At 56.0% G+C, this 24,779-nt stretch carries 20 protein-coding genes and 2 tRNA genes; 11 read left to right on the top strand and 11 right to left on the bottom strand.

Going from position 1 to position 24,779, the window contains the following annotated elements; translation table 11 throughout:
• Window positions 1–24: 24 nt before the first annotated feature.
• The 5 genes from ACHZCX_RS11795 (at window position 25) to ACHZCX_RS11775 (ending at window position 7,229) form a co-directional block, all read left to right on the top strand.
• Window positions 25–573, top strand: coding sequence for a lactate utilization protein (locus ACHZCX_RS11795; RefSeq protein WP_319587427.1), 549 nt, complete (start codon window positions 25–27; stop codon window positions 571–573).
• Complete coding sequence (gene ldhH / locus ACHZCX_RS11790; protein ID WP_319587426.1) at window positions 573–2,714, top strand: L-lactate dehydrogenase (quinone) large subunit LdhH; 2,142 nt, start codon at window positions 573–575, stop codon at window positions 2,712–2,714. Before ACHZCX_RS11795 ends, ldhH begins: the two co-directional genes overlap by 1 nt.
• A gap of 218 nt (window positions 2,715–2,932) precedes the next feature.
• Complete coding sequence (gene pta, locus ACHZCX_RS11785; RefSeq protein WP_319587425.1) at window positions 2,933–5,050, top strand: phosphate acetyltransferase; 2,118 nt, start codon at window positions 2,933–2,935, stop codon at window positions 5,048–5,050.
• Window positions 5,051–5,072: 22 nt separating this feature from the next.
• Window positions 5,073–6,281: an acetate kinase gene (locus ACHZCX_RS11780; RefSeq protein ID WP_319587424.1), complete on the top strand. Its 1,209-nt coding sequence runs from the start codon at window positions 5,073–5,075 to the stop codon at window positions 6,279–6,281.
• A gap of 69 nt (window positions 6,282–6,350) precedes the next feature.
• The gene (locus ACHZCX_RS11775) at window positions 6,351–7,229 is read left to right on the top strand and encodes an NAD(P)-dependent oxidoreductase (RefSeq protein WP_319587423.1); all 879 of its coding nucleotides are present in this window, start codon (window positions 6,351–6,353) and stop codon (window positions 7,227–7,229) included.
• A 270-nt stretch (window positions 7,230–7,499) separates the two neighbouring features.
• Here ACHZCX_RS11775 and ACHZCX_RS11770 read toward each other — a convergent pair whose 3' ends face one another.
• Complete coding sequence (locus tag ACHZCX_RS11770; RefSeq protein ID WP_319587422.1) at window positions 7,500–9,326, bottom strand: HD domain-containing phosphohydrolase; 1,827 nt, start codon at window positions 9,324–9,326, stop codon at window positions 7,500–7,502.
• Between the two features lie 290 nt (window positions 9,327–9,616).
• Entirely contained in the window at window positions 9,617–10,537 is a 921-nt protein-coding gene (locus ACHZCX_RS11765; RefSeq protein WP_319587421.1) for a cation diffusion facilitator family transporter, read from the bottom strand.
• A 294-nt stretch (window positions 10,538–10,831) separates the two neighbouring features.
• Here ACHZCX_RS11765 and ACHZCX_RS11760 point away from each other — a divergent pair, with 294 nt between their 5' ends.
• Both ACHZCX_RS11760 and ACHZCX_RS11755 read left to right on the top strand, forming a co-directional pair.
• Complete coding sequence (locus tag ACHZCX_RS11760; protein WP_319587420.1) at window positions 10,832–11,488, top strand: cytochrome b/b6 domain-containing protein; 657 nt, start codon at window positions 10,832–10,834, stop codon at window positions 11,486–11,488.
• Between the two features lie 233 nt (window positions 11,489–11,721).
• A complete protein-coding gene (locus tag ACHZCX_RS11755; protein WP_319587419.1) occupies window positions 11,722–12,144 on the top strand; it encodes a hypothetical protein in 423 nt (140 codons plus the stop codon).
• Between the two features lie 349 nt (window positions 12,145–12,493).
• Here the strand turns inward: ACHZCX_RS11755 and ACHZCX_RS11750 are convergent, their stop codons facing one another.
• The 9 genes from ACHZCX_RS11750 to rdgC form a co-directional block, all read right to left on the bottom strand.
• Window positions 12,494–13,165, bottom strand: a complete 672-nt coding sequence (locus tag ACHZCX_RS11750; RefSeq protein WP_319587418.1) for a TIGR00730 family Rossman fold protein — start codon at window positions 13,163–13,165, stop codon at window positions 12,494–12,496.
• A 103-nt stretch (window positions 13,166–13,268) separates the two neighbouring features.
• Window positions 13,269–14,888: a fumarate hydratase gene (locus ACHZCX_RS11745; RefSeq protein ID WP_319587417.1), complete on the bottom strand. Its 1,620-nt coding sequence runs from the start codon at window positions 14,886–14,888 to the stop codon at window positions 13,269–13,271.
• Window positions 14,889–15,231: 343 nt separating this feature from the next.
• Window positions 15,232–16,065 (bottom strand): MBL fold metallo-hydrolase, encoded by an 834-nt coding sequence (locus ACHZCX_RS11740; RefSeq protein ID WP_319587416.1) that lies wholly within the window; start codon window positions 16,063–16,065, stop codon window positions 15,232–15,234.
• A gap of 110 nt (window positions 16,066–16,175) precedes the next feature.
• On the bottom strand, window positions 16,176–17,327 hold the full coding sequence (gene hemW / locus ACHZCX_RS11735) for a radical SAM family heme chaperone HemW (protein WP_319587415.1): 1,152 nt from the start codon (window positions 17,325–17,327) through the stop codon (window positions 16,176–16,178).
• Complete coding sequence (radC, locus tag ACHZCX_RS11730) at window positions 17,327–18,064, bottom strand: DNA repair protein RadC (protein WP_319587414.1); 738 nt, start codon at window positions 18,062–18,064, stop codon at window positions 17,327–17,329. Before radC ends, hemW begins: the two co-directional genes overlap by 1 nt.
• An 8-nt stretch (window positions 18,065–18,072) precedes the next feature.
• Entirely contained in the window at window positions 18,073–19,500 is a 1,428-nt protein-coding gene (gene gatB, locus ACHZCX_RS11725; RefSeq protein WP_319587413.1) for an Asp-tRNA(Asn)/Glu-tRNA(Gln) amidotransferase subunit GatB, read from the bottom strand.
• A gap of 24 nt (window positions 19,501–19,524) precedes the next feature.
• Window positions 19,525–20,073: a hypothetical protein gene (locus tag ACHZCX_RS11720; RefSeq protein ID WP_319587412.1), complete on the bottom strand. Its 549-nt coding sequence runs from the start codon at window positions 20,071–20,073 to the stop codon at window positions 19,525–19,527.
• Between the two features lie 40 nt (window positions 20,074–20,113).
• Window positions 20,114–22,009 (bottom strand): tetratricopeptide repeat protein, encoded by a 1,896-nt coding sequence (locus ACHZCX_RS11715; RefSeq protein ID WP_319587411.1) that lies wholly within the window; start codon window positions 22,007–22,009, stop codon window positions 20,114–20,116.
• A 44-nt stretch (window positions 22,010–22,053) separates the two neighbouring features.
• A complete protein-coding gene (rdgC, locus tag ACHZCX_RS11710) occupies window positions 22,054–22,713 on the bottom strand; it encodes a recombination-associated protein RdgC (protein WP_319587410.1) in 660 nt (219 codons plus the stop codon).
• A 175-nt stretch (window positions 22,714–22,888) separates the two neighbouring features.
• Here rdgC and ACHZCX_RS11705 point away from each other — a divergent pair.
• The 4 genes from ACHZCX_RS11705 to ACHZCX_RS11690 all read left to right on the top strand — a co-directional run bounded on the left by ACHZCX_RS11705 (window position 22,889) and on the right by ACHZCX_RS11690 (window position 24,470).
• A tRNA-Lys gene (locus ACHZCX_RS11705) sits at window positions 22,889–22,964 on the top strand.
• Window positions 22,965–22,982: 18 nt separating this feature from the next.
• Window positions 22,983–23,060 (top strand) — tRNA-Glu (locus ACHZCX_RS11700).
• A 100-nt stretch (window positions 23,061–23,160) separates the two neighbouring features.
• On the top strand, window positions 23,161–23,580 hold the full coding sequence (locus ACHZCX_RS11695) for an SOS response-associated peptidase (protein ID WP_319587409.1): 420 nt from the start codon (window positions 23,161–23,163) through the stop codon (window positions 23,578–23,580).
• A gap of 365 nt (window positions 23,581–23,945) precedes the next feature.
• Window positions 23,946–24,470, top strand: coding sequence for a hypothetical protein (locus tag ACHZCX_RS11690; RefSeq protein ID WP_319587408.1), 525 nt, complete (start codon window positions 23,946–23,948; stop codon window positions 24,468–24,470).
• The last annotated feature ends 309 nt before the right edge of the window (window positions 24,471–24,779 follow it).

The following is a 24,779-nucleotide window of genomic DNA, read 5'->3' as shown; positions in this document are numbered from 1 at the left end:
AAGCCGGACGACAAGGGAGGGGCAATGTTCGAACAATTCAAAACCAGAGCCGAAGGGGTCAGCGCCGAGGTGCATCGTTTTGCAACCAATGCGGAGGCGCTTGATTTTCTCGTCAAATTTTTACGCGCCGAGGATGTGGCTGATCAGCCCGGCCAATATGGCGTTTTTGCGGACTGCCCTTTCTTGGCTGCCGTCGATTGGAGGCAATTGGAGGCGGTAGCTGGTCTATGGTTTGAAGTCACCCGTGAGCGAGCGGCCGGAGCGAAGGTCGGCATCAGCCAGATGGACTGGGCCCTGGCCGATACCGGCACCCTGGTGCAGGACGCCACCGCCATTGACAAGCGGCTGGTCTCCACCCTGCCGACCATTCACGTCGCCTTGATTGCGACTTCGGGCTTGCGGCCCGACATGCCAGCCTGGCTGGGCGATGCCAGACCGGACAGCGCTGGCTACCTTGCCATGATCACCGGGCCGAGCCGGACCGCCGACATCGAGCGGGTGCTGACCATCGGCGTTCATGGGCCGGAGCGGCTCGTCATCGTTTTTGTCGATCAACTGGGAGGGACTAACTGATGCAGCAGGAATTCAAGCAATCCATTGACAAGGCCCTGCACAACGCCAACCTTACCGGGGCGTTGGGCAAGTTTTCCGAGGCCTACAAGGTCAATCGCGCCAAGGCCTACGAGGGAATCGATTTCGAAGAGCTGCGGGGCACGATCGCCACACTGAAAAGCTATGCCGCTTCCCATCTCGTCGAGCTGAGCGAGCAGTTCCAGAAGAATGCCGAGGCCAGGGGCGCCAAGGTGTTCCGGACCAGCGACCCGGCCAAGGTCCGGGAATACATCCTCAAGGTGGCCCAGGACAACGGCGTTAAATCGATCGTCAAATCCAAGTCCATGGCCACCGAGGAGATCCATCTCAACCCCTTTCTTGAAAAAGCCGGCATCGAGGTCAACGAAACCGACCTGGGCGAGTGGATCATCCAGCTGGCCGGGCAGACCCCTTCGCACATGGTCATGCCCGCCATCCACATGACCAAGGAAGAGGTTTCCGACCTGTTTTCCAAGGAAATTAACGAGCGCCTCACCTCCGATATTCCCCGCCTGGTCAAGGTGGCGCGCAAGGAAATGCGGCCTAAGTTCCTCCAGGCGGACATGGGCATCTCCGGCGGCAATATGGCCGTGGCCGAGACCGGCTCCATCGCCCTGGTGACCAATGAGGGCAACGCCCGTCTGGTGACCTCGTTGCCGAAGATTCATATTGCCCTGGTCGGCATCGAGAAGCTGGTGGCCCATTTCAGCGACATCGCCCCAATCCTCAAGGCCCTGCCCCGCAGCGCCACCGCCCAGCTGCTGACCAGCTATGTCTCCATTATCACCGGGCCGGTCCCCAACAGCGACGGCTCGATGAAGGAACTGCACATCATCCTCATGGATAATCACCGCAGTGAGATGGCGGCCGATCCGATGTTCAAGGATGCGATGCAGTGCATCCGCTGCGCCTCCTGCCTCAACGTCTGCCCGATTTTCCGCCTGGTCGGCGGCCATGTTTTCGGCAAAGTCTACACCGGCGGCATCGGCACCATCCTTACCGCCTGGTATGATGAGTTGAAAAATTCGGAGGACATTCAAGGGCTGTGCATCCAGTGCGGCGCCTGCAAGGATGTCTGCCCCGCCAAAATCGACATTCCCGGCATGATCATGGAAATCCGGCGGCGGCTGGTCAAGAATCAGGGCGTCCCCCTGCTGCAGAAATCGATCTATGCGGTGGTCAACAACCGCCGCCTCTTTCACGGCATGCTCCGCGCCGCCTCGATTGCCGGCAAGCCCTTTAGCAAAGGGACTAAGTTCATCCGCCATCTGCCGATGTTCCTGGCCGATCTCACCGACGGCCGCAGTCTGCCGGCAATTGCCGCCAAGCCCTTCCGTGATGTCTTCAAAACCATTAACCAGCCGAAAAACCTCCAGGAGAAGGCGGTCTTTTACGGTGGTTGCCTGATCGATTTTGCCTACCCGGAGATGGGCGAGGCCCTGGTGAAGATCCTCAATAAAGCCGGGATCGAAGTGTTGTTCCCCGAGGGCCAGACCTGCTGCGGCGCCCCGGCACGCTATAATGGCGCCTACGAGGTAGCGGCCCAGAATGCGGAGGACAATATCCAGGCTCTCCTGGCCGAACGGGCTGATTATGTGATTTCAGCCTGCCCGACCTGCACCGTGGCCCTGGATCACGAGTTCATCGCCACCTTTGAAAGTCTGGGCCAGAAAAAGATCCTACCCCAGGCCCGCGAACTGGCGGCCAAGACCATCGATTTTTCCACCCTGGTGAAAAGACTGGTCGACGAGGGGCGACTGAGCTTCAAGGAAGGCCAACAACTGGGCACGATCACTTACCACGATTCCTGTCACCTCAAGCGGACCCTCCATGCCGATCAGCCTCCGCGCCAGTTGCTCACCCAGGCTGGTTACGAGGTGAGCGAAATGTTCGAGTGCGACACCTGTTGCGGCATGGGTGGCTCCTATTCGCTCAAGCTGCCGGAGATTTCCGCCCCGATTCTGCAACGGAAACTCAAAAACATCAAGGACACCGGCGCTCCGGTGGTGGCTATGGATTGTCCCGGCTGCGTCATGCAGATTCGCGGCGGCATGGACCAGGACGGCGCCCCGGTCCGGGTGCGGCATACCGTCGAAGTGATCGCCGAGCAACTCAAGGATTGACAGCAGCGCCTTTCGGTCAGTGCGGGGACCGCCAGATGCGCAATCAGTCCTGGGTTTGTCCGTGAATTGATTTGATTGAAATCTGAAAGAGTTCTACACTGATACCAGACTAAGAACGCCGGTCCCCGGCTGGAGCAGCAGTCCTGTTCCAGCCAGGGTCGGTCCGTTTTATCCTGTAACCCACCCCGCGCACGGCGGGCACACGAGGTTCTCCTTCCATGGCAAATAATCTCTACGTCACCGCAGCAGAGGAACGAAGCGGCAAGTCGGCCATCATCCTCGGCGTTATGCAGGTGATCTCCAAGGAAATCAGCCGGATCGCCTTTTTTCGCCCCATCATCAACGACCATGTCTTTGGCCGGGTGGACCACGATCTCAACCTGGTCCTCAAATATTTCAAGCTCGACATCGAGTACAACGACACCCACGCCTACACGCTCAGCCAGGCCCGCCAGTTGATCACCTCCGGCAAGGAGGGGATCCTGTACGAAAACATCCTCAAAAAATATAAGCAACTGGAGTCCAGGTACGATTTCGTCCTCTGCGAGGGCACCGATTTTCAGGGCAAGGATCCGGGCTTCGAGTTCGACCTCAACGCCAACATCGCCGCCAACCTCGGCGCCCCGGTGCTGATCATCGCCTCGGGCCGCGACAAGTCCACCGAGGAGATCTGCACCCACACGGCGATCACCATCGATACCCTGGAGCAGATGGGGGTCGATATCACCGCCTGCATCATCAACCGCGCCCCGGAGACCTTCCTCCGCGACACCGCCAGCAATGCCAAGTGTCGTGAGCAGTTCGGCCGCGCCTTTCCGCTCTATGTGATCCCGGAAAACAAGGCCCTGGGCAACCCCACCATTGACGACGTCAAACGCTGGCTGGGGGCCGAGGTGCTGTACGGCAAGCCGAGCATGCTCAACCTGGTGAGCAACTACCTGGTGGCCGCCATGCAGATCAGCAACTTCCTCGAATATATCAAGGAAGGCAGCCTGATCATCACCCCCGGTGACCGGTCCGACATCATCATCTCCAGCCTCGCCAGCCGGATCTCCTCAGCCTACCCCAATATCGCCGGTATTCTCATCACCGGCGGCATCGAGGTCAGCCCCAGCGTCCAGCGGCTGATTCAGGGCTGGACCGGGATCCCGGTGCCGGTGCTCTTTGTCGAATCGCATACCTACGACACGGTGCAGAGCGTCAATGAGCTCTACGGCCGGATCGAGCCCACCGACACCAAGCGCATCGCCACCGCCTTCGGCTGGTTCGCCAAGTACGTCGACTCCTCCGAGCTGACCAAGCGCGTCGTTTCCCAGCGCTCCACCAAGATTACACCGCGGATGTTTGAATATACTCTTGTGGAAAAGGCCGCCAGCAACCGACAGCACATCGTGCTGCCCGAGGGTCAGGGCGAGCGGATTCTCAACGCCACGGACATCATCCTGCGGCGCGGCATCGCCGACATCACCCTCCTGGGCAGGATCGATGAAATCAAGGCCAAGGCCTCCAAGCTCAACATCAACATCGACGGCGCTCAGATTATCGATCCGACCACCTCGGAATATTACGATGATTTCGTCCAAACCTATTTCGACATCCGCAAGCACAAAAACATCGTCATGGATGTGGCCCGAGACCGGATGTCCGACCCGACATATTTCGGCACCATGATGGTGCATAAGGGGCTGGCCGACGGCATGGTCTCCGGCTCGATCACCACCACGGCCCAGACCATCCGGCCCGCCTTTGAATTCATCAAGACCAAGCCGGGGGTTTCCGTTGTTTCCTCGATTTTCATCATGTGCTTCCAGTCCAAGGTCCTGGCCTTCGGCGACTGCGCCGTGGTTCCCAATCCTGATGCCCGGCAGCTGGCCGAGATTGCGATCAGTTCGGCTGAAACCGCACGGATTTACGGTATCGAGCCGCGGGTGGCCCTGCTGAGCTATTCCACCGGCATCTCCGGGACGGGTGAGGATGTGGACAAGGTGGTGGAGGCAACCGCCATTGCCCGGCAGATGATGAAGGAATTGGGGCTTGATTTTCCTCTGGACGGACCGCTGCAGTACGATGCCGCTTTCGATCCCGAGGTGGCGGCCCTCAAATCGCCCGGTTCTGCCGTGGCCGGGCAAGCCACGGTCTTCGTCTTTCCGGATCTCAACACCGGCAACAACACCTACAAGGCGGTGCAGCGGGCCGCCAATGCTGTGGCCATGGGCCCTGTTCTTCAGGGTCTCAACAAGCCGGTCAATGACCTGTCGCGCGGCTGCACCGTGCTCGATATTGTCGATACCGTCGCCCTGACCGCCATCCAGGCCCAGGTGGCCAAAAAACATTAAACGTCTTGCAACGGAAGAGAATATGAAATTTTTTATTATTAATTCAGGAAGTTCCTCGATTAAGTACCAGGTGATCGAGATGGAAACCGAATCGGTGTTGGCCACCGGTCTGGTCGAGCGGATCGGCGAGGAGGTGGGCCGCCTGAAAAACACCTGTTTTCCCGGAACACCGGACGAACGTGAGTCGGTTATCGAGCAACCGATCCCGGATCACTACAGCGGTATGATGCTGGTGATTGCGGTGCTCACCGACAAGGACAAGGGCGTCATCGGCGATACCTCAGAGATCAGCGCCATCGGACACCGGGTGGTGCATGGCGGCGAAGATTTCCACGCCTCTACCCGGATCACGCCGGAGGTCATCGAAGCGGTCAAACACAATATCCCCCTAGCGCCGCTGCACAATCCGGCTAACCTCGACGGTATCCGGGTTGCCATGGAGATTTTTGCGCAGGTGCCCCAGGTGGCAGTGTTCGACACCGCCTTCCATCAGACCATGCCGCCTCGAGCTTTCATGTATGCCCTGCCCTCCAGCCTCTACGAGCAGGATCGGGTGCGGCGCTACGGCTTCCACGGCACCTCACATCGCTTTGTCGCTGGCGAGTGTGCCCGGATGCTGGGCAAACCGCTGGCCGAGTGCAACCTGATCACCGTGCACCTCGGCAACGGCTGCTCTATGACCGCGATTGAAAACGGCCGCAGCATCGACACCTCACTGGGCATGACGCCATTGGAAGGGTTGGTGATGGGGACGCGCTCCGGCGACGTTGATCCGGCTTTGCACCTTTTTCTCAAACAGAATAAGGGGATGGAGCTGGAGGCGATTGACGCCCTGCTCAACAAGGAGTCGGGGTTAAAGGGCCTCTGCGGCATGAACGACATGCGCGATATCCATAAGGCGGTGGAAGCAGGTGATGCGCGGGCAGCAATGGCCCTGGATGTGCAGACCTACCGCAACCGCAAGTACATCGGCGCCTATATGGCAGTGCTCGGCCGGGTCGACGGGATCGTGTTCACCGCCGGCATCGGCGAGAACGATGCCATTGTCCGCGCCGAATCTCTAAAGGGGTTGGAATTTCTCGGGGTGCGTCTTGATGCGGCAAAAAACAAACAGCGCGCCAAAGAGGCCCGTTGCATCAGCCTTGAGGACAGCCCCGTGCGGGTGTTTGTCATCCCCACCAATGAGGAATTAGCGATTGCCCGGGAAGTGGCGAACGTGGTTCGCGGCTGAGACGGTCGGATTCTCAGGGGTCTTTTTTGATGTCAAACATCACCGGTTTGGTGATAAGTGAGCGGAAACATGAGCAACATTGGGTGGGTTGGAGTTGGTGTCATGGGGCGATCGATGTGCGCGCATCTTCTTGCCGCAGGACACACCGTCCGGGTGCATACTCGCACCAGGGCCGCGGCCGAGAGTCTCCTGGCAGCCGGGGCGCAGTGGTGTGATCGGCCCGGCGACGTCGCCAGGGACTCGGAGTTTGTCTTCTCCATTGTCGGGTATCCTGAGGATGTCCGCTCGGTCTATCTCGCACCTGGGGGGATTCTCGACCAGGCTGCGCCGGGCACCGTGATTGTGGACATGACCACTTCGGAACCTTCCCTGGCGGAAGAGCTGTACGCAACGGCTCAATCACGAGGCGTTTTCTCCCTGGATGCGCCGGTGTCCGGTGGCGATCTCGGGGCGCGCAACGCCAGCCTGGCCATCATGGTGGGCGGGGATGAGGAAGCCTTTGATCGGACCCAGCCCCTTTTCGAAAAGATGGGGCAGAATATTCGCCTCATGGGCGGTCCGGGGGCCGGCCAGCACACCAAGATGTGCAACCAGATCCTGATCGCGGGCACCATGATCGGTGTGGTCGAATCCCTGCTTTATGCGGTTCGCTCCGGGCTTGAGGTAGATGCGGTCATTGACGTCATCGGCAGCGGCGCGGCCGGGTCCTGGTCGATCAATAACCTGGGGCGCAGGATTGCCAAGGACGATTTTGATCCGGGCTTTTTCGTCAAGCATTTCGTGAAAGATATGGGCATCGCTCTGGCTGAGGCGAGAAAAATGAGAATTGCGCTGCCCGGACTGGCCTTAGTCGAGCAGCTCTATATCGGCGCTATGAGCCAGGGCCTGGAAAACAGGGGCACCCAGGCCCTGTTCCTTGCCCTGAAGAGCATGAATGGCATGCATTGAAGAGGTGAAGAATAACTCGTCCGCCGCCGCTGCCCCTATTTTTCATGCATAACATGGAAGGAGTTGTCATCCTCCATCGGTTCAAGGGAGGTGGCGATAAGGGGATCATTGTACGCAAGTCGCCTTCAAAATCTTCCGCCACGTGATGCGCATCGTGCACAGTCCATGGGATCGGGGGACAGTTTATATAACTTACAACATCAGCAACCTGTTCTCCACTCGGTTGGCCATTCTTTACTGTATAAGAAGCCGCTGTGCGGTCAAGGCCTGTCAGCTCTCACGCGTCGGGCAATGAACAGGTCCGACGATTTCTTCGCTCTTCGGCATTCGAACCGGATCGGAGAGACGCAGCTTGATGGCTTCCAGTTCCTCCAGGTGCTCGAAAAACAGGTCGACGATCTGGGGATCGAACATGCCGCCGCGCTCCTGGCGAATGAATTGGAGCACTTTTTCTTTGGGCCAGGCCTCCTTGTAGACGCGGCCAAGGGAGAGGGCGTCATAGACGTCTGCCAAGGCGCTGATCCGGGCCAGCAGGCTGATCTCTTCCCCCTTCAACCCGCAGGGGTACCCGGTACCATCCCACCGTTCATGGTGCTGGAGGGCGATGGTGCGGGCACTGACCATGAGTTTCCGGTCCGACATGTGGAGGATGCGCTGCCCGATGACGGTGTGGTGCTTAATGATTTCAAATTCCTCCGGGGTAAGCTTGCCTGGCTTGTGCAATATGGCATCAGGGATGCCGATCTTGCCGACATCGTGCATCGGCGAGGCGGCCTCAAGTAGGACAATATCTTCCTGAGCCAGACCGTATTTCTGACCGAGCAGTGCGGAATAGGCAGCGACTCTCCGGACGTGGTTGGCCGTATCCTGCGATCGTGTCTCGATGACTTCGCCCAGGGTGGACAAGAGTTCCAGCTGCGTTTCGATGACTTCTCGGTTCAAGGCCAATATTTCGGCATTGCCGAGATTGATCTTCCGCTGCCTGAGCACGTTTTGGATCAAAAGCGCAATGATCACGCTAAGGATAGCGATAATCGCCAGAGCTGTGAGAATGGCCGAGCGATGGACTTCAAAATACGACAGGGGCCGGTTGAGGAGGAGGGAGTTTTCCGGCAGGCTGGACAAGGGAATCCCGAACCGCTGCAGCGCGGTGTAATTGTAGGTGTGCCGATTGACGCCGAGCAACTTGTCGTAGAGAGCGGGAGGGCTGTTGCCGGCAAGACGTTCCAATAGGGTCTGTGCGGCCTTTTGCCCGTGCCCGAAGGCGCTGGTGACACAGCCCCCGACGGCTCCTGAGTCCATCTGGAAGTCCCAGGCCACATACACCGGCACCGGAGAGGCGGCCGCGATGGCCTTGGGAATCTCTTCCGCACCGAACACCTGTCCGGCCGCATCCTGAAAATAGACCAACAGGTAGATGAGTTCACCCTGCTTGCGTTCCCCGGCAAACTCGAGTAGCGCATCGCGGGTCATCGCCGGGAGGATCTCCACCTCGACTCTATTGGTCAAAAGAGGCACCTGTTCGAGAAAATCTTGCAGGATGGCCTGGCCGCTCAGGGTGCCGTCAACCGCGACAAAAATCTTCCGCGTCTCCGGGTTTTGGTGCAAGGCCGCATCAAGGGTCTCCTGGTGCGCCAACCTTTCGATGATGATATTCATGTCGCCGACATTGGCCGGGAGCGATTTGGGATCATTGATGCCGCAGGCCACAACGGGTGTCTGCGGGAAAAGTTCCTCCCGGTACTGGGCCACCAGATTCAGGGCATGATCGTCGGTGAGGATGATCCCGTCGAAGTGCGAGCCGGTATACTTTTCCCGGTAAAGAGCGAGCAGCCTTTCGAGATAGGTGGGCGAAGAGTGGTGCTTGGCGTCCATGTATTCAACGCGGTAGCGGGCCTGCACCTCGGAGGTCTGCAGCACGGAGACTATCCCCGCATGCAAATCCCTCGTCCAGGAAAAATCGGGCGCGTATGAGTGGAGCACCAACACGCGCGGTCTTGGCCTGGTGTCACCGGCAGGGACGTCCGTTTGCAATGCGGCAAGCAGCACCAACAGGGTGATGAGGAACAATTTGCAGGGTGAACGAAGAAGATCCATGAGAAACAAGTAGCATATCGTGTTCACTCGCGGCAAGGAGTAAGCAGGCCGAAACGTTCTTTGCCGGGAAGGAGAGAGAAAGGCGGGATCATTTCGAGCACACTTTTTCTACCAGCAGCGATGCAAAAATTTGGGCAGCAATCGCTCCTGCTAGAGGCAGTACGTGCATCACTGGATTGGGCGGCGGCCTGATCTTGGTTGCTCAAGTTACGTTCAGCCGCCAGGGAAAAGTGCGGCGGATTTAAAAAAATACTCCCCAAAATTTTACCCAATTCAGATAACTCATAAACCTATTTTTCATGAACATCATGGAAGGCGTTGTCATCATCAATCGGTTCAAGGTGGGTGGCGATAAGCGCATCTCCGAGTACTGCACGCAAGTCGCCTTCAAAATCTTCCGCCACGTGATGCGCATCGTGCACAGTCCAATCACCAGGAACGAGCATGTGCACGGAAATAGACCGCTGGGCAGCGGCTTGCCGGGTACGAAGTGCATGGAAAGCAACGCCTTTCTCCCGGTAGTGGGCCATCACCTTTTCTATCGACCGTTGTTCTTCTTCGGGGAGCGCCACATCCATCAACCCATCCACCGAGCGGCGCACCAGGCCGACTCCTGTCCAAACGATATTGCCAGCAACCACCAGGGCGACGATCGGGTCAATCAGGGTCCATCCGGTGAGAGCAACCAAGCCCACCCCGGCGATGACTCCAGCCGAAGTCCAGACATCGGTCATGAGGTGCCGGGAATCAGCCTCAAGGGTGATGGAATTGTGGGCCTTGGCAGCCACCATGAGTTTCCGTGCGACAAACCAATTCACCGCCGATGCCGCCGCGCAGACAACAACGCCGATGCCGACCTGTTCGAGCGGGCGCGGATGCAGCATGCGTTCAATCGCGGTATAGGCAATGCCAGAAGCCGCAACCAGGATAAGAATTCCCTCGACCACACTGGAAAAATATTCCGCTTTACTGTGACCAAAGGGGTGTTTTGCATCCGCCGGTTGAGCGGCGAGCGTCAGCATGCCCAGGGCCATCATCGCACCAGCTAAATTGACCACCGACTCAATGGCATCTGACAGCAACCCGACTGAACCTGTCATGACATAGGCGATGAATTTCATCAAAATCGTGGTGACAGCCGCAGCAATCGAAAGCCAGGCAAAGCGAGTCAGGAACGAACGGTCAGAAAGTGTTTTTTGAAATGTGTGCATAGAAATGGTAACCTTTACCCCTCGCTCAGGGTACCGAGTAGGATTTTCGTGTTCAAAAGTCTTATCTTCATTCAGGGGATCCCCGGCATATTTTCCGGCGCAGGTTTCAGCAAATATTCAGATCTGGAATAACAGGAAACCATGAGCAAATCTACCCAAAATTTTTTTTATTCTTTCTTGCTTCTTCATCATTTCTTCATCGAGGAGATGGTATTTTGAATGAAGGTAATATCGTGCAACCTAATTGTTAATGATTCCCAAAAATACTTTACTGAAATTTAGGAAATATCGTCAATGAATAAGGGTACCCAAACAATGGTATGGGATTTGTTTGTACGAATTTTCCATTGGCTGTTTGTTATATTATTTTTCTTAGCCTATGCAACGGGTGATGAAAAAGGATCTTTACATAAATATATTGGCTATATGATTTTTTTTATCGTGACAGCTCGCATATATTGGGGTTTTTTCGGCACAAGGTATGCTTTATTCAAAAATTTTGTTTGTTCCCCTCTAAAAGCGATCAATTATTTACAGGAATTAACAACTGGAAAACCAACACATTTCACCGGGCATAATCCAGCTGCAGCCTGGATGATACTTTTACTCCTGACAACCAGTTTGGTTATTTGCTTAAGTGGTTCTCTGGCATGCAAAACCAAAGGGGGGTCGTTTTCTTTTGACGCAGACCAGGTGTTCTCATTTGCTCGAACCGCCTATGCCGACAACGATGAAAGGAAAGCTCATGGTAAAAAACATCAAGGGCGAGCCCAGCGCGAGGGGGAGGGAAAGGAAGAGGGCCGGGAAGATTCCTTCTGGGGGGAATTTCATGAAGCAGCAGCCAACATAATGTTGAGCTTGGTTTTTCTGCACATCATCGGGGTTTTCATCTCAAGCAGGATGCACAATGAAAACCTTGTCAAATCGATGATAACAGGGAATAAGGCATAAAATTCCGCGTAAAGTTTAAAGCGTGCAAGCAAGTCTCATCTGGATTTCGATCAGGAGACAGGCTTCCCCCCGCACCCACAAAAAGCGGTCTACCTATTCATCCGGATGCTCCCGTTTTTCCGCCAAGAAAAAACCTGAAGTTAGGATTGTTTCACGTCTCGGAATTTGAACCAGATCAACTCCTTCACCCTTTTGATTTTGCACCTAAATCTTTACCAGGAAAACAATAACACATGAAGCCATCCGTCTTTTCAGAGGTACTTGGAAAATTGAGGCAGAACCATCAAGTTAAACGAAAATTCAAGATAGTTCTCAGCCTAGGCCTTGTTGGATTCCTGCTGGCAGGTGGCCTGATTATTTGGGCAGGAGTTACAACCATTCAGTCTGTTGCAAGCATGGGAACCAACTCCAATCTGCAGGAGCAGGTTTTGAGCATCAAAGATGAAATTCTAAAAATTCCTGCCGTCACATCGGTTGGCTGTTGGAATAAAATCCAAAGCTTCCTGAATGTAGAAGTATGGCTTGAAAAGCCGATTGGCGACAATATCAACAACATAAAGCTTGCCTGCTTGATGAATACACCAGCCCCTTGCAAGGGGACGGAATGTGATTCTCCCAAAAAGAGCAACAGGGCAGACAAACAAGGGACAATCTGAATCAAAAGGCGAATTTTTACCTAAAACCATGCACATAAAATGAAGATGGAGATCGAGGGACAGGGTGTACAACTTGCGATCACCTGCAACCCGTTATCCCATCGGGGTGAGCATTCTTTTCTTTGCGTGCCCAATGAAAAGAATCAAAAAAAGAAAAAGCCACCCTGCCGCTGATCCATTCAACAAGGTCCGCAAGGGGACGAAGGGGTGAGGATGCCACTTCTCACACCTGGGACAACTAATAGCGGGAGGGTAATGATGTCCATCGGCAGTTCAGTTGGGGATTCAAGCGAATCCTCCCGAAAAGCCTTGAAAATGGATCGGTTGAAGTATTCTTTACACCGTCTGGTCAGATCGAGGTCCGGCGCTGGTCGCCTTGGAATTGCCTGCACTGCTCCATGTAACAGCCGATGATCGCAGCCGCAGCCTCGGGCGTGTCGACCAGATGAAAGAGATCCAGGTCGCCTACTGTGATGCATCCATGGGGCAGCATCTCTGCCCGAATCCAGTCAAGCAGCCCCTGCCAATAGCTGGTCCCGAACAGCACGATAGGAAACTGGCGAATTTTTTTGGTCTGGATCAGGGTGAGGGACTCAAAAAATTCATCCATCGTGCCGAACCCACCAGGAAAAATGACATAGGCCAAGGCATAGCGGACGAACATCAGCTTGCGGATAAAAAAATAGCGAAAGGTGATGCTGCGATTCTGAAAATGGTTGGGATGCTGCTCCCGGGGCAGAATGATATTGAGCCCGACGGAGGTGCCGCCCGCCTCAAAGCAACCGCGACTGGCGGCCTCCATGATGCCGGGACCACCCCCGGTGATCACCGCTAAATTTTGCTTGCAGAGAAGAGTTGCTGTCTCCCGGGCCGCCACATAATAGGGCGACTCCTCGCCGAACCGGGCACCACCGAAGACCGAAACCGCCGGACCGAGATCGTTCAGGGTTTCGATGCCGTCAATCAGCTCGGCCTGGATCCGAAAAATCCGCCAGGCCTCCGAGGTTTTCAAATCATCCATAGCAGGTTCGCCGAATAAAAAAGGCAGAGGGGAACAACTCCCCCCTGCCAGTTATTGATTTCTTCCCGCCAGCAACCGCGCTGGCTGTCGAAGGTGGAGACGTTTACATCAGGCTTTTGAAGAAGTCGTTGCCCTTGTCGTCCACTAGGATGAAGGCCGGGAAGTCGACTACTTCGATCTTCCACACCGCTTCCATGCCCAGTTCGGGATAATCCAGACACTCGACCTTCTTGATGTTCTCCTCGGCCAACAGAGCAGCGGGACCGCCAATGGAGCCGAGGTAGAAGCCGCCGTGCTTTTTACAGGCATCGGTGACCTGCTGGGAACGATTGCCTTTGGCGATCATCACCATCGAGCCGCCGTTGCTCTGGAACAGGTCGACATAGGAATCCATGCGGCCGGCCGTGGTCGGTCCAAAGGAACCGGAGGGCTTGCCGGGCGGAGTCTTGGCCGGACCGGCATAGTAGACCGGATGCTGCTTGAGATAGTCGGGCAACGGCTTGCCTGCGTCCAAGATCTCTTTCCACTTGGCGTGAGCGATGTCGCGGCCGACGATGATGGTGCCGGTCAGGGAGAGCGGCGTTGAAACCGGGTATTTGGTCAATTCGGCCCGGACCTTGTCCAGCGGTTGGTTGAGATCGATCTTGACCACCTGGGAGGAGCTGCGGTCGCGGTATTTGGCGGGGATCAGCTTGCCGGGATCGCTGTCCATCTGCTCGATCCACAGACCGTCCTTGTTGATTTTGGCCTTGATGTTGCGATCGGCCGAGCAGGAAACGCCCATGCCCACCGGACAGGAAGCGCCGTGGCGGCTCAAGCGGACCACACGGATGTCGTGCGCAAAATACTTGCCGCCGAACTGGGCGCCGAGGCCGAGCTTGCCGGCTTCCTCAAGTAACTCCTTCTCCAGCTCGACATCGCGGAAGGCACGGCCCAATTCGTTGCCGCTGGTGGGCAGGGCATCGAGGTACTTGGCCGAGGCCAGCTTGACGGTCTTGAGATTGGTCTCGGCGCTGGTGCCGCCGATGACAAAGGCGATGTGGTAGGGCGGACAGGCGGCTGTGCCCAGGGTCTTCATCTTCTCCACCAGGAATTTCTTCAAGGTGCCGGGATTGAGCAACGCCTTGGTTTCCTGATAAAGATAGGTCTTGTTGGCGCTGCCGCCGCCCTTGGCTACGAAGAGAAATTTATACTCACTGCCGGTGGTGGCATAGAGATCGATCTGTGCGGGCAGATTGTTCTTGGTATTGACCTCCTCGTACATGGTCAGGGCCGCATTCTGGGAATAGCGCAGGTTCTCTTCGGTATAGGTGGTATAGACACCGGCTGAGATCTGCTCGGCATCGTCGCAGCCGGTCCAGACATTCTGGCCTTTTTTGCCGACGACGCAGGCGGTACCGGTATCCTGACAGACCGGCAGCACAAAATTGGCGGAGACTTCGGCGTTACGCAGCATGGCCAGCGCCACTTCCTTGTCATTGTCGGAAGATGCCGGATCGTCGAAGATCTTGGCTACCTGCTGATTGTGGGCGGGACGCAAGAGGAAGGAGACCTCACGCATCGCTTTGTTCGCCAGCTCCTTGATGCCTTCAGGTTGTATTTTTAAAACTTCCTGCCCGTTGAAGGTCTCCACCGAGACATACTTGTTGGAACCTTCCAGCAAACGGAATTTGGTCTCATCTTTACCGAGAGCGAAGGGATCCTGATACACAAAACCTGCCATAATAATGCTCCTTGTTTGAATGAAAAGAAGACGTAAGGACCGACCGTGTTGTTTCGATCGATCTATCGGACAAACTTATAACCTCGCGTCAATGGACGCTCCCGGATCGGTGGCTGCCCACCTTCAGCAGCCCCCAAGCCGAGGCCATGCTATCGTGTCTGACCGGAACGCCGGGCGTGCGACATGCTTCAATTCGTCGCTGCAAGCCCAGCACCGGACAAATTTTCAATTTTTCTTTTTACCCTGCCATGCCGACAAAGGCAAGACCGATAAAAAGCGGAACAGTCGGCATCTTACAAGCTGCCGGACCCAGTGTCGCTGGTGCCCCGCCCTCTTCTCCCCCTCAACATTCCCAGCGGGTACCGGCGGCGGCAAAAAAGAACCGATCGCCGTATAAGTGCTGCAAACGCGCACAGTTGGCCAAGCCGGTGCAATGGGAGGCGCCCAGCCGCTGGACCCCAAACTGGTCCAAAGCGGCCACAGTGGCATCGAACTGGCGCTGGTCGGCAAAACCGAGGTGGGTGCCGCCGATGACCATATGAATCGGACGGCCGGGTAGCATCGCGTTGACATGGGTAAGGATATTGATCAGACCGGCATGGGCGCAGCCAAGCACCACTGTCAGCCCTTTGTCGGTATCGACCACCATGGACAGATCGTCGCGAAGCTCATCCTGCTGCCAGCCGCCGTCGGCGGCGCGGATCTTCATCGTAGCGTCGGGCGGCTCGAAATCAGTGATTTTGGGAACCTCGCCGGTCAGATAGATGCTGGGAAAGATCTCGGTGAACTTGGTCACCGGCTGAAAACGCGCCCCCAAGGATTCCAGATAGCCCTTCTTGTGGCGAATGCCGATTTCCCGGCACTGGCCGTCTTTGAACCAGTAGCGGTCGACAAACCCGTCCGGATGCATGTACACGTCGATCCCGCCGCTCACCGACAGGAGATCCGGCAGACCGGAAGCGTGGTCATAGTGACCGTGACTGATGACCGCCCCGTCCAATCGGCTCAGATCAACCCCCAGCACCCTGCTGTTGTTGAGCAGCCCCAAACCCTGGCCGGTATCGAGCAGCACCCGGTGCGCCTCTGTGGTGACATGCACAGCCCAGCCGTGCTCGCCCATCAGGCCGTGAGGCACAGCAACGGAATTCTCACAGAGAACGGTTAACTTGCAATCCATGGTTCCCTCCTTGCAGTTAGAATCAAAGGGGCTATCACTCCATGCCTCACAACAGGCCGAGAGCGACTGATTGACCAAACAGTGACGAACAAGACCTTCATCAAGCAAGGCTACACCAGTTCCGCCATGACCCGATTGGCGAGGAGTAAACCTTTGCCGGTGAGCACGAGGCGATCACCTTGAAAAATGAGAACATCCTGGTCAAGAAGCAGGCTGAGGGTCTGGCCGTAATAGGTGGGGAGGTCGAGACCAAACCGCTGCCGCAGGGCCGAAACCGACACCCCGGACAGCATCCGCAGTCCCATTATCACTGTTTCGCGAAAAGCAGCCTCGGTCTCGAGATGCTCGATCTCGGGCCACACCGGCTGGCCATCGGCCAGGAGCCGGCAGAAGGCCGAAAGATCGGACACCGTGGCTCGCCTCCCGCCGCCAAAGGCCGACACCGCCCCGGGGCCGAACCCCAGATAGGCACCGTTTTGCCAATAGTTGCAATTATGAAGGCATTCCCGGCCGGATACCGCGTAGTTGGAAATCTCATAGCGAGTCAACCCGCTCCGGCCAACAGCGGTCTCCGTGACGGCCATCATCGCCAGCACCTCGTCCTCGGCAGGCAGGGCCCAATGCTGTTGCTCTGCCTGCATGTAAAAGGGTGTTCCCGCCTCCACGGTCAGTTCATACATCGACAGATGGACAGGGGCAAGGGCCAGGGCTCGATCCAGTGTCTCCCGCCAGCCATCCACAGTCTGCCCAGGTAGGCCGTACATCAGGTCAAAACTGCAATTGTCGAAGCCTGCCCGGCGCGCCGAAGCGATGGTTGCCTGGGCGTCGGCGCCGTTATGGATGCGGCCAAGCTGCTGCAATTCCGGGTCGTTGAAAGATTGAACACCGATGGAGAGTCGGTTGAACCCGGCTCGGCGTAATTGTTTCAGCCCGCCTGCATCAATGGTTCCGGGATTGACCTCGATGGTGATTTCCGGCTGCCCGTCGGCAAAAGAGAACAACAGGCGCAAATCGGCAAGCAGCTGAGCCAGGGCCTCGACCGGCAGGATGGAAGGCGTGCCGCCGCCGAAAAAAATGGTGGCAAAGGAAAGGGATTCAATTTCCGGAAAAAGGGCCCACCGACACATCTGCCCTTGCACTGCTTCGAGATAACGACGGATGTCCTGGGTGGTGGAGGGAAAGGAATAAAAACTGCAATAGGGGCACTTGGTCCGGCAAAAGGGCACATGCAGGTAGAGCCCAGCTTGGCTGTTAAGATCCATCAACCAGCACGCTCAAGAATGCGGCGGCAGTCATCACGAATCCGGGCCATGATCCCCTGGTCAGCAAAGCTGTACACCTGGTCGCTGGCGCCGATAATCAGGTGGTCGAGCAGGTTGATATGCATAAACGAGCAAATCAGGTGGAGCGAACGGGTCAGTTCCTCGTCCTGGCGGGAGGGAGTGAGCGCACCGGAGGGATGATTATGGGCGATGACCAGGGCGCTGGCGTTGCGGGCCAGAGCCGCCTTGACCAATTCGCGCGGGTAGACGGTGTTGACCGTCACTGTGCCCTCGGCCACCACGGCGGAATCGATGATCCCGTGGGCGGCGTCGAGAAAGACCACGGTCAGGACCTCATGCTGCAGACCGCGCATGGCGTGAATAAGGTAATCGGCCACCTCGCGCGACGAATGGACATACTGCTTGCCGACAATCCGCTGACGAAGGTAACGCCGAGCCACTCCCTGAATGAATTGGAGGGCAAAGATGTTCTTTGGACCCACACCCTTGATCTGCTGCAATTGCACCGGCGAGGCGTCGAGCACGGCAGGCAGGGTCTTGAACTGCGCCAGGGCTGACCGCGCCGCCTCCTTGCAATCCGAGCGGGGCGTGCCGAAGGTCAGCAACAGCTCAACAACCTCGCTATCGGTGAAGGCCTCTATCCCCTGGGTGAGGAACTTGTCGCGGAGCCGCTGGCGATGGCCCTCACCCTTTTCTTGCCACTCGCTCTTGTCCACAGCCGTCCCTAGGTGTTGAGCTCCTGTTGGAAGAGCGTGTTGGCCAGCTGCGGGTTGGCCTGACCCTTGGTTTTCTGCATCAACTGGCCGACGAAGAAGCCGATCACCTTGGTTTTGCCCTCGCGAAACTGCTGCACCTGTTCCGGATTGGCGGCAATGATCTCGCGCACCAAGGCAACCAAAGCACCCTCGTCGCTCATCTGCACCAGCCCCTTATCCTTGACGATCTGCTCTGGATCGGCACCGGAGACGAGCATCTCGGCAAAGACCGTCTTGGCGATCTTCCCCGAAATCGTCCCTTCCTCAATCATCAGCAGCAGGCGGGCCAGTTGCCCAGGTCGCACCGGGCAGGCTCCAATCCGTTCCGGTCCGTACTCGCGCAGCAGCTCGGTGCCGATAAAATTGGCGAGCTTCTTGGCGTTGCCGAACGCCCGGTACGCCTCCTCGAAATAGTCGGCCAGTTCGCGCGAAGCGGTGAGGATCTCGGCATCATAGTCGCTGAGTTCAAAATCACGGACAAACCGCAGCCGCCGTTTGTCGGGCAGTTCCGGCAGCAGCCTTCGGACCGCCTCGATCCAGGCCTCGTCCAGCACCACGGGGATTAAATCCGGATCGGGGAAATAGCGGTAATCGTGGGCTTCTTCCTTGCCCCGCATCGACTCGGTGCGCCCCTTGTCGGCGTCCCACAGAAGCGTCTGCTGTACCACCTTGCCCCCCTCCAGCAACAGGTCGCGCTGCCGCCGCACCTCATACTCCAGGGCCAGTTGCACATTGCGAAACGAGTTCATGTTCTTGAGCTCGGTGCGAGTGCCGAGTTCCTTCCGCCCCACCGGCCGCAGGGAAATGTTGGCATCGCAGCGAAAACTGCCTTCCTGCATGTTGCCGTCGCAGATGTCCAGGTAGCGGACAATGGCGTGCAACTTTTTCAGATAGGCCGCCGCCTCTTCCGGCGAACGGAGATCGGGCTCGCTAACAATCTCCAGCAACGGCGTGCCGGTACGGTTAAGATCGACATAGCTGACCGGTTCGCGCTCGTCGTGCACCAGCTTGCCGGCATCCTCTTCCATGTGGATACGGGTGATGCCAATGGTCTTGGGTACCTGCCCCTCCACCTCGATCTCGATCTGGCCGTGTTCGCAGATAGGCAGATCGAATTGGGAAATCTGATAGCCCTTGGGCAGGTCAGGATAAAAATAGTTCTTGCGGGCAAACCGGTTGTCCCGGTTCAGCGTGCAACCGGTGGACAGTCCCAGTTTGATGGCCGACTCCACCACCTGACGATTGAGCACCGGCAAAGAGCCCGGCATGCCCAGGCAAACCGGGCAGGTGTGGGTGTTGGGCGGTGCACCGAACTCAGTGGAGCAGCCGCAGAAAATCTTGCTTTTGGTCTTCATCTGGGCGTGGATTTCCAGCCCGATCACGGTTTCAAATTCCATAGGTGCAGCGTCTTGGTTAAGGATTTATCCCTGATGAGCGCCGGATTCGATCCAAGCGCGAATCTTGACCAGTTCCTCGTTCCAAAGTTTTGAGGCCCTGATATTGATGTACATCCGGAACAGGTCGCCCACCAGGTGGGTCAACTGTTCAAAGAGGGCAATCCGTTCCAGGATCCGACCCTCCATGCTTTCAGCATTCTTACCCTCATCGACCGAATCGACGGTTTTGGGCAGGCGGACATTGCGAAACTCAAAGATTGCGGCCGCCAGGGTCACACCAAATTCATACTCGCCGTGGGCCAGACGGATACGGGCCTGCTCCGGCTTTTTTGCCAGACCGAGCCCGGCCCGCGCCTCTTTCAACTCGGTTTGCAAACCGCGGCAAATCACCTTTTCGCTGGCATCGCCCTCACCGTACTCAAGCAGCATGTGTTTTTCGAAAACCACCAGAACATCGCCCCGGCTGGGCACCTCAACATAACCCCCGCGTTCTTCCGACTTATACCAGAGCCAGGCGAGAAACTCCTGACCGAGAAATTTTTTTTCCTGAATGAGGTCGACTAGATCCATCATATACTATCCCGTTCACTTGCCGGAAAAAGCCCCGCAAGGGTTAAAGTTCCAGCGTCAAAGCTCCTGCCCCGGATTTTTTCTCCGAGGCCTCGACACTCTTTTTGAAAATAGCGGCGGCCCGATCCTGGTACCGCTTGGCCTCCTCGGGTTGGCGTTGACTGGAGCACAACTTGGCCAATTCCTGGAGAATAGCGGCCACGCTCGGATGCTCCGGACCATGCAGGGTTTCATTGATCGCCAACGATTTCTGGTAGCAGGTGAAGGCCTCGGCGTATCGCCCCTGAAGGCGATAGGATTCAGCCAGACTGTTGAGGCTTATGGCCAGTTGCGGATGGGTCGAACGCAGGGCCTTTTCCCTGATTCGGACCAGTCGTTCGTAGAGGGGCACGGCCTCCTTCTCCATCTCCAACTCCATGCAGAGGGCCGCCAGTTTGGCAAGGATATTGGCCAGGACCGGATGCTCGAGGCCCCGCTTCTTCTCCAGGATTTCCAAGGCCTTCTTGTACAGGGTCACTGCCTTGTCATACTCCCCAAGCGTTTCCTGCAATTCGCCGATCTGGCACCAGCTGGTGGCCATCTCCGGATGATCCTGCCCCAGTTTCTTGGCCAGAACGGTCATCGATTCCTTGTACAGAGGTCCAGCCTTCTGGTATTGACCGCTCAGCACGTAGGTATACGCCAACTCCCGCTGGGCCAGAGCCAGAGCCAGGGGATCGCTGCCGCCATTCTGCCTTGACAACCGGACAAAGGATTCCAGCCACGGCAGAGCGGCCTTATAATTATAGAGACTGCGCGCCGTTCGCCCGGCGGCCTGCAGATACTGCGTGTTGTCCGGCTCCTGCTCCACGGCCTGCCGATACAGCTCCAACGCCTTTTGCAAGTCGACCCGGGATTCGGCCAGTTGGCCGCGGCTGTAGGCAACCCGCCCGGCAAAGGGAGGCGGCTGTTCACCCAATCCGGTTAAAAACTCTTCCGCCGCCGTCGCGTCGCCGGCTCGCAACTGCTCGATGGCAGTTGCCAAGCTGGCCCCCCCCAACGTACCCGGCAATTGTTCCAGGACCTCCAAAACCTGCTGATAGCAAGCCACTTCCTCGACATAACTATCGGCCAGGAGTGCCAACTTGTCGTTCATGATGACCAGCTCACGCTGCAGCCGGTCCCGTAGCTGATCGTCCCCGCGCCCAATGGCCTGGGTCAGCATGGATCGCTGGCGTTCCTCGAGTCCATTCAAGCGGGCCGAATAGGCATCCAGGGTCAAGCGAACGACCGGTAAAATGGCTTCGACAGGGGATGGGGCTGCCAGAAGATCGGCTATATCGACCACCTCTTCGGCTGTCTCCTCTTGAGCCGCTGCGAGCGGTTCGGCGATGGGGGCCTCTGCCTCTGCCACCTCAGCAACAGGAGGTTCCGCCTCGACGACAGGGACTGTCTCGTGCTCAACGGCCTCCGTTCCCGGCATCGCCAAAACGGTCTCGGTGGCAAACTCCGGCTCTTCGTCGATCGCCGCAATTTCAGGGATCGAAGCCGTTTCGACCGGGACTGTTTCCAGCTCGACCATCTCGAGAACCTCATCCTGATCATCAAGGACAGATTCTGGTTCCAAATCAACGAGTTCCAGCTCATCGTCGGCAAGGGTCACCGGCTGCGACGCAAGCGTTCCCGACAACTCTTCGGCCTCGTCGATGGCAACCACTGCCTCATCTGCAACCGGCAGGGGCTCGGACTCGTCCGGTACAACCGCGGCGGCAACCTCTTCCTGCATCACCGTAGGCTCTACCGCCTCCGCACGCCCGTCCTCCGGCTGGGGGATGAGCCTTGCAGGCTGTTCATCGGTTTCGCTCTCCATGGATTTCTTTTGCGAAGCCCGATTTTTCAACATCAGGACAACCACAAGCAGCGCAGCAATAACGAGAGCCGCAAGCACAGAGCCGTTCATCTCTCCTCCATCGTGTTCAGGGTAAGCAGTCTTTTATTTTCCGATCAGAGCAAAATGGCGGGCCGCATTTCTTCGTATTTTTCCAGGGCTTCACCTTCCGCCATGTGCAGGCCGGTGAGCCAGGGGATCTGCAGAATCAGCGAGAGGTTGAAGGTTTCCTTGAACAAATCCTCCAAAAGCGCCATCGCCTTTTTGCTGGTGGAGAAAAAGAGCAAAGTGTTGTCAGCGAGATTCCAGCAGAGATCGTAGGTCGACGGGACAGGGTGTGATTGACGCATCAATTCCGAGCGGATACGTTCTTTAATCTCCAGACGGGCTGCCCGGTTCAAACGCGGGATCTGTTTTTCCCGCTTAATCCGCTCTTCTTCCTTCATGACATACTTTTTCAGTACCGACGGCGTCACCTTGCGCTCATCGATCCGCATGGTCAGGGCGATATAATCTCCCGCAGCATAGGAACTGTAGGCAAAACCGGCGTCAAACATGTCGGCTACCGAGACCCAACCAATGGAGTATTCATCCATGGTGTCGTCAATATCCTTGAAACTTTTTGCCGCCACCCTTTGACCGGCAAATTCCCAGAATGAATCGGGAAGTTCCCCCACAACCGAAAAACGCGTCAGCGATGCCGAACCCGTCAATAACCCCATAGTAAACCACACTGGTGAATGTTCGCCGAACACGACCTGTCCATAAGTTACCACATCAAATATGCTGTGATTGTTCTAGCAAACCCGCTTGGAGACCACAAGGAAATTAGCGTAAGGCGATACTCTCCAGGAATTGGCTGGCCCTGAGAGGGGAAATAATAATTCGCTTCTACTATTTTTCATTGACACCCTAAATGGAACTTAGTAGAGAGAGGCTCTCGAAATCAAAGGGTCGTTAACTCAGCCGGTAGAGTATCTGCCTTTTAAGCAGAGAGTCGCGCGTTCGAATCGCGCACGACCCACCACCACAGCAATCAGGACTTGTCCCCATCGTCTAGTCTGGTCCAGGACACCGGCCTTTCACGCCGGCAACACCGGTTCAAATCCGGTTGGGGACGCCACATAAAAACAGGGTGTTAGCTCATCAGAGTTAACACCCTGTTCCTATTTTGGGGGCCTCGTGGGGGCCTTCCTTCTGTAAAGAATTATTGAGCCCGGTCAATGCGTTCACCACGCAGCCCCTTCCGGCATCGGCGCTGCATTATCCCGGCGATCGGATTCTATGAATGGCAGCATAAAGAAGGCAACAAACAACCTTTTTTCATTCGGCCAGCCGGTGGCGGATATTTTGCGTTGGCAGGGTTGTGGGAGCATTGGCAAGGTACAGATGGTGAAGTCATCGAATCATGCGCGATCATCACCACCACGGCCAACAGTCTGATGGCAACCATTCACGACCGAATGCCGGTCATTTTGACGAATGATAATTTGCCAGCCTGGATAGATGCTGGCACTCAGAAAGAAGACTTGCTTTCCATGCTGCACCCCTGCCCGGAAAGCATGCTGGAGGCCTATCCGGTCAGCAGCCGGGTGAACAATCCCCGCAATAACAATTCAGGGTGTATTGCACGACTAGAATAAGACACACGAATAATAGGGGCCGGACTCCGATTTTCTAAGTACACGGGGTGCTACAGTGTTCAAGGTGGCAAATTTCTGCGTTGCCGTTCATCTTTTCAAAAAATTGTTGACAATGTGAAGATAAATATGGATTGTCTACAGTCAGAACAGTATTTATGAATTATTTTTGAGTAACCAGCGGTCGAAATTCATTGCGGGGTTAGGGGATAGCTCAGAATAGCAAATGAAAATATTCTGGGGAAATGGATCGCGGTATGCATCTCCTCAACCATGCCATGTTTTTCAACTAGAGTCGAAGCGTTACATTGTTCAGGCGCGCTTTACAGCATTCCTATGAAAACAATAAATTGAAGGAGGAATTTGTCATGAAAAAATTCACAGTGCTAGCGGTCACCATTTTGTCGTTTTTGATTTTTCAACAAAATAATCTGTTTGCAGCAACTGGTTTTGCGAAACCAAATTTATCTGGGACGTGGTATGTATACATTACGGTGTCAGAGATAACAAAAACAGTTACCATAACAACTGGAGATAGACCAACAACTGAAACGATATTTACTCAAAATCCTGGGTACGTTAAAGGTATCATTGGAATAGATAAAAATGGCAACGTTGTTTCTAATATAAGCTCACTGACATATTTTGATTTCCAAGCTAATCCGAATGAGGCGACATTAGAAGTATCAGGAGGGAATTTGAACCTTGCTAAAAATGGTACTATTACAGGTTCTATTCAAATAGGAAATACAGGTTTAGAAGCGATTCAAATCGTAGATAGCAAGATGGATAAAGGAAAAACGATTATTTCAGGTGTGGTGAAAAATATTGCGACTGTGAGCGATACCGAAACTGTAGCCACAATTGGTATGATTTCTGCTTTGAAGCAATAATACAATAAGGAGTGTACCACGTTTTTGATTTGATGGTGTCCCGCATGTATCCCGTCATGCCGGAAAGGCTTTGGGATGAAAGCAAGGCACTGGATTCAACTCCCGCCGATCCTGGGGGCCTTACCGGGGGCCTTTTTCTTGATCCAGAACGTTTCAAGAAGATAGAAAATTTCCTTTGATGTCGATTTAACATTGGATGGAATCGCCTTGATCTTTCCCTGACGACCTTTCACGCCGGCAACACCGGTTCAAATCCGGTTGGGGACGCCACATATAAACAGCCCGTTCGCTCATCAGAGCAAACGGGCT

The sequence above is a fragment of the uncultured Desulfobulbus sp. genome, assembly GCF_963662935.2.
Classification (GTDB): domain Bacteria; phylum Desulfobacterota; class Desulfobulbia; order Desulfobulbales; family Desulfobulbaceae; genus Desulfobulbus.
This window is presented reverse-complemented; position numbering and strand designations above follow the sequence as displayed.

What these genes read in the sequence shown, in the direction of transcription:
- ACHZCX_RS11740 (WP_319587416.1), bottom strand. Translation starts at nt 16,065, where the DNA reads ATGGATTGCAAGTTAACCGTTCTCTGTGAGAATTCCGTTGCTGTGCCT.
- gatB (WP_319587413.1), bottom strand. Translation starts at nt 19,500, where the DNA reads ATGGAATTTGAAACCGTGATCGGGCTGGAAATCCACGCCCAGATGAAG.
- hemW (WP_319587415.1), bottom strand. Translation starts at nt 17,327, where the DNA reads ATGGATCTTAACAGCCAAGCTGGGCTCTACCTGCATGTGCCCTTTTGC.
- ACHZCX_RS11690 (WP_319587408.1), top strand. Translation starts at nt 23,946, where the DNA reads ATGAAAAAATTCACAGTGCTAGCGGTCACCATTTTGTCGTTTTTGATT.
- ACHZCX_RS11780 (WP_319587424.1), top strand. Translation starts at nt 5,073, where the DNA reads ATGAAATTTTTTATTATTAATTCAGGAAGTTCCTCGATTAAGTACCAG.
- ACHZCX_RS11760 (WP_319587420.1), top strand. Translation starts at nt 10,832, where the DNA reads ATGAATAAGGGTACCCAAACAATGGTATGGGATTTGTTTGTACGAATT.
- pta (WP_319587425.1), top strand. Translation starts at nt 2,933, where the DNA reads ATGGCAAATAATCTCTACGTCACCGCAGCAGAGGAACGAAGCGGCAAG.
- ACHZCX_RS11795 (WP_319587427.1), top strand. Translation starts at nt 25, where the DNA reads ATGTTCGAACAATTCAAAACCAGAGCCGAAGGGGTCAGCGCCGAGGTG.
- ACHZCX_RS11745 (WP_319587417.1), bottom strand. Translation starts at nt 14,888, where the DNA reads ATGGCAGGTTTTGTGTATCAGGATCCCTTCGCTCTCGGTAAAGATGAG.
- ACHZCX_RS11720 (WP_319587412.1), bottom strand. Translation starts at nt 20,073, where the DNA reads ATGATGGATCTAGTCGACCTCATTCAGGAAAAAAAATTTCTCGGTCAG.
- ACHZCX_RS11770 (WP_319587422.1), bottom strand. Translation starts at nt 9,326, where the DNA reads ATGGATCTTCTTCGTTCACCCTGCAAATTGTTCCTCATCACCCTGTTG.
- ACHZCX_RS11755 (WP_319587419.1), top strand. Translation starts at nt 11,722, where the DNA reads ATGAAGCCATCCGTCTTTTCAGAGGTACTTGGAAAATTGAGGCAGAAC.
- ACHZCX_RS11750 (WP_319587418.1), bottom strand. Translation starts at nt 13,165, where the DNA reads ATGGATGATTTGAAAACCTCGGAGGCCTGGCGGATTTTTCGGATCCAG.
- ACHZCX_RS11695 (WP_319587409.1), top strand. Translation starts at nt 23,161, where the DNA reads ATGCGTTCACCACGCAGCCCCTTCCGGCATCGGCGCTGCATTATCCCG.
- ACHZCX_RS11765 (WP_319587421.1), bottom strand. Translation starts at nt 10,537, where the DNA reads ATGCACACATTTCAAAAAACACTTTCTGACCGTTCGTTCCTGACTCGC.
- ACHZCX_RS11715 (WP_319587411.1), bottom strand. Translation starts at nt 22,009, where the DNA reads ATGAACGGCTCTGTGCTTGCGGCTCTCGTTATTGCTGCGCTGCTTGTG.
- ACHZCX_RS11775 (WP_319587423.1), top strand. Translation starts at nt 6,351, where the DNA reads ATGAGCAACATTGGGTGGGTTGGAGTTGGTGTCATGGGGCGATCGATG.
- ldhH (WP_319587426.1), top strand. Translation starts at nt 573, where the DNA reads ATGCAGCAGGAATTCAAGCAATCCATTGACAAGGCCCTGCACAACGCC.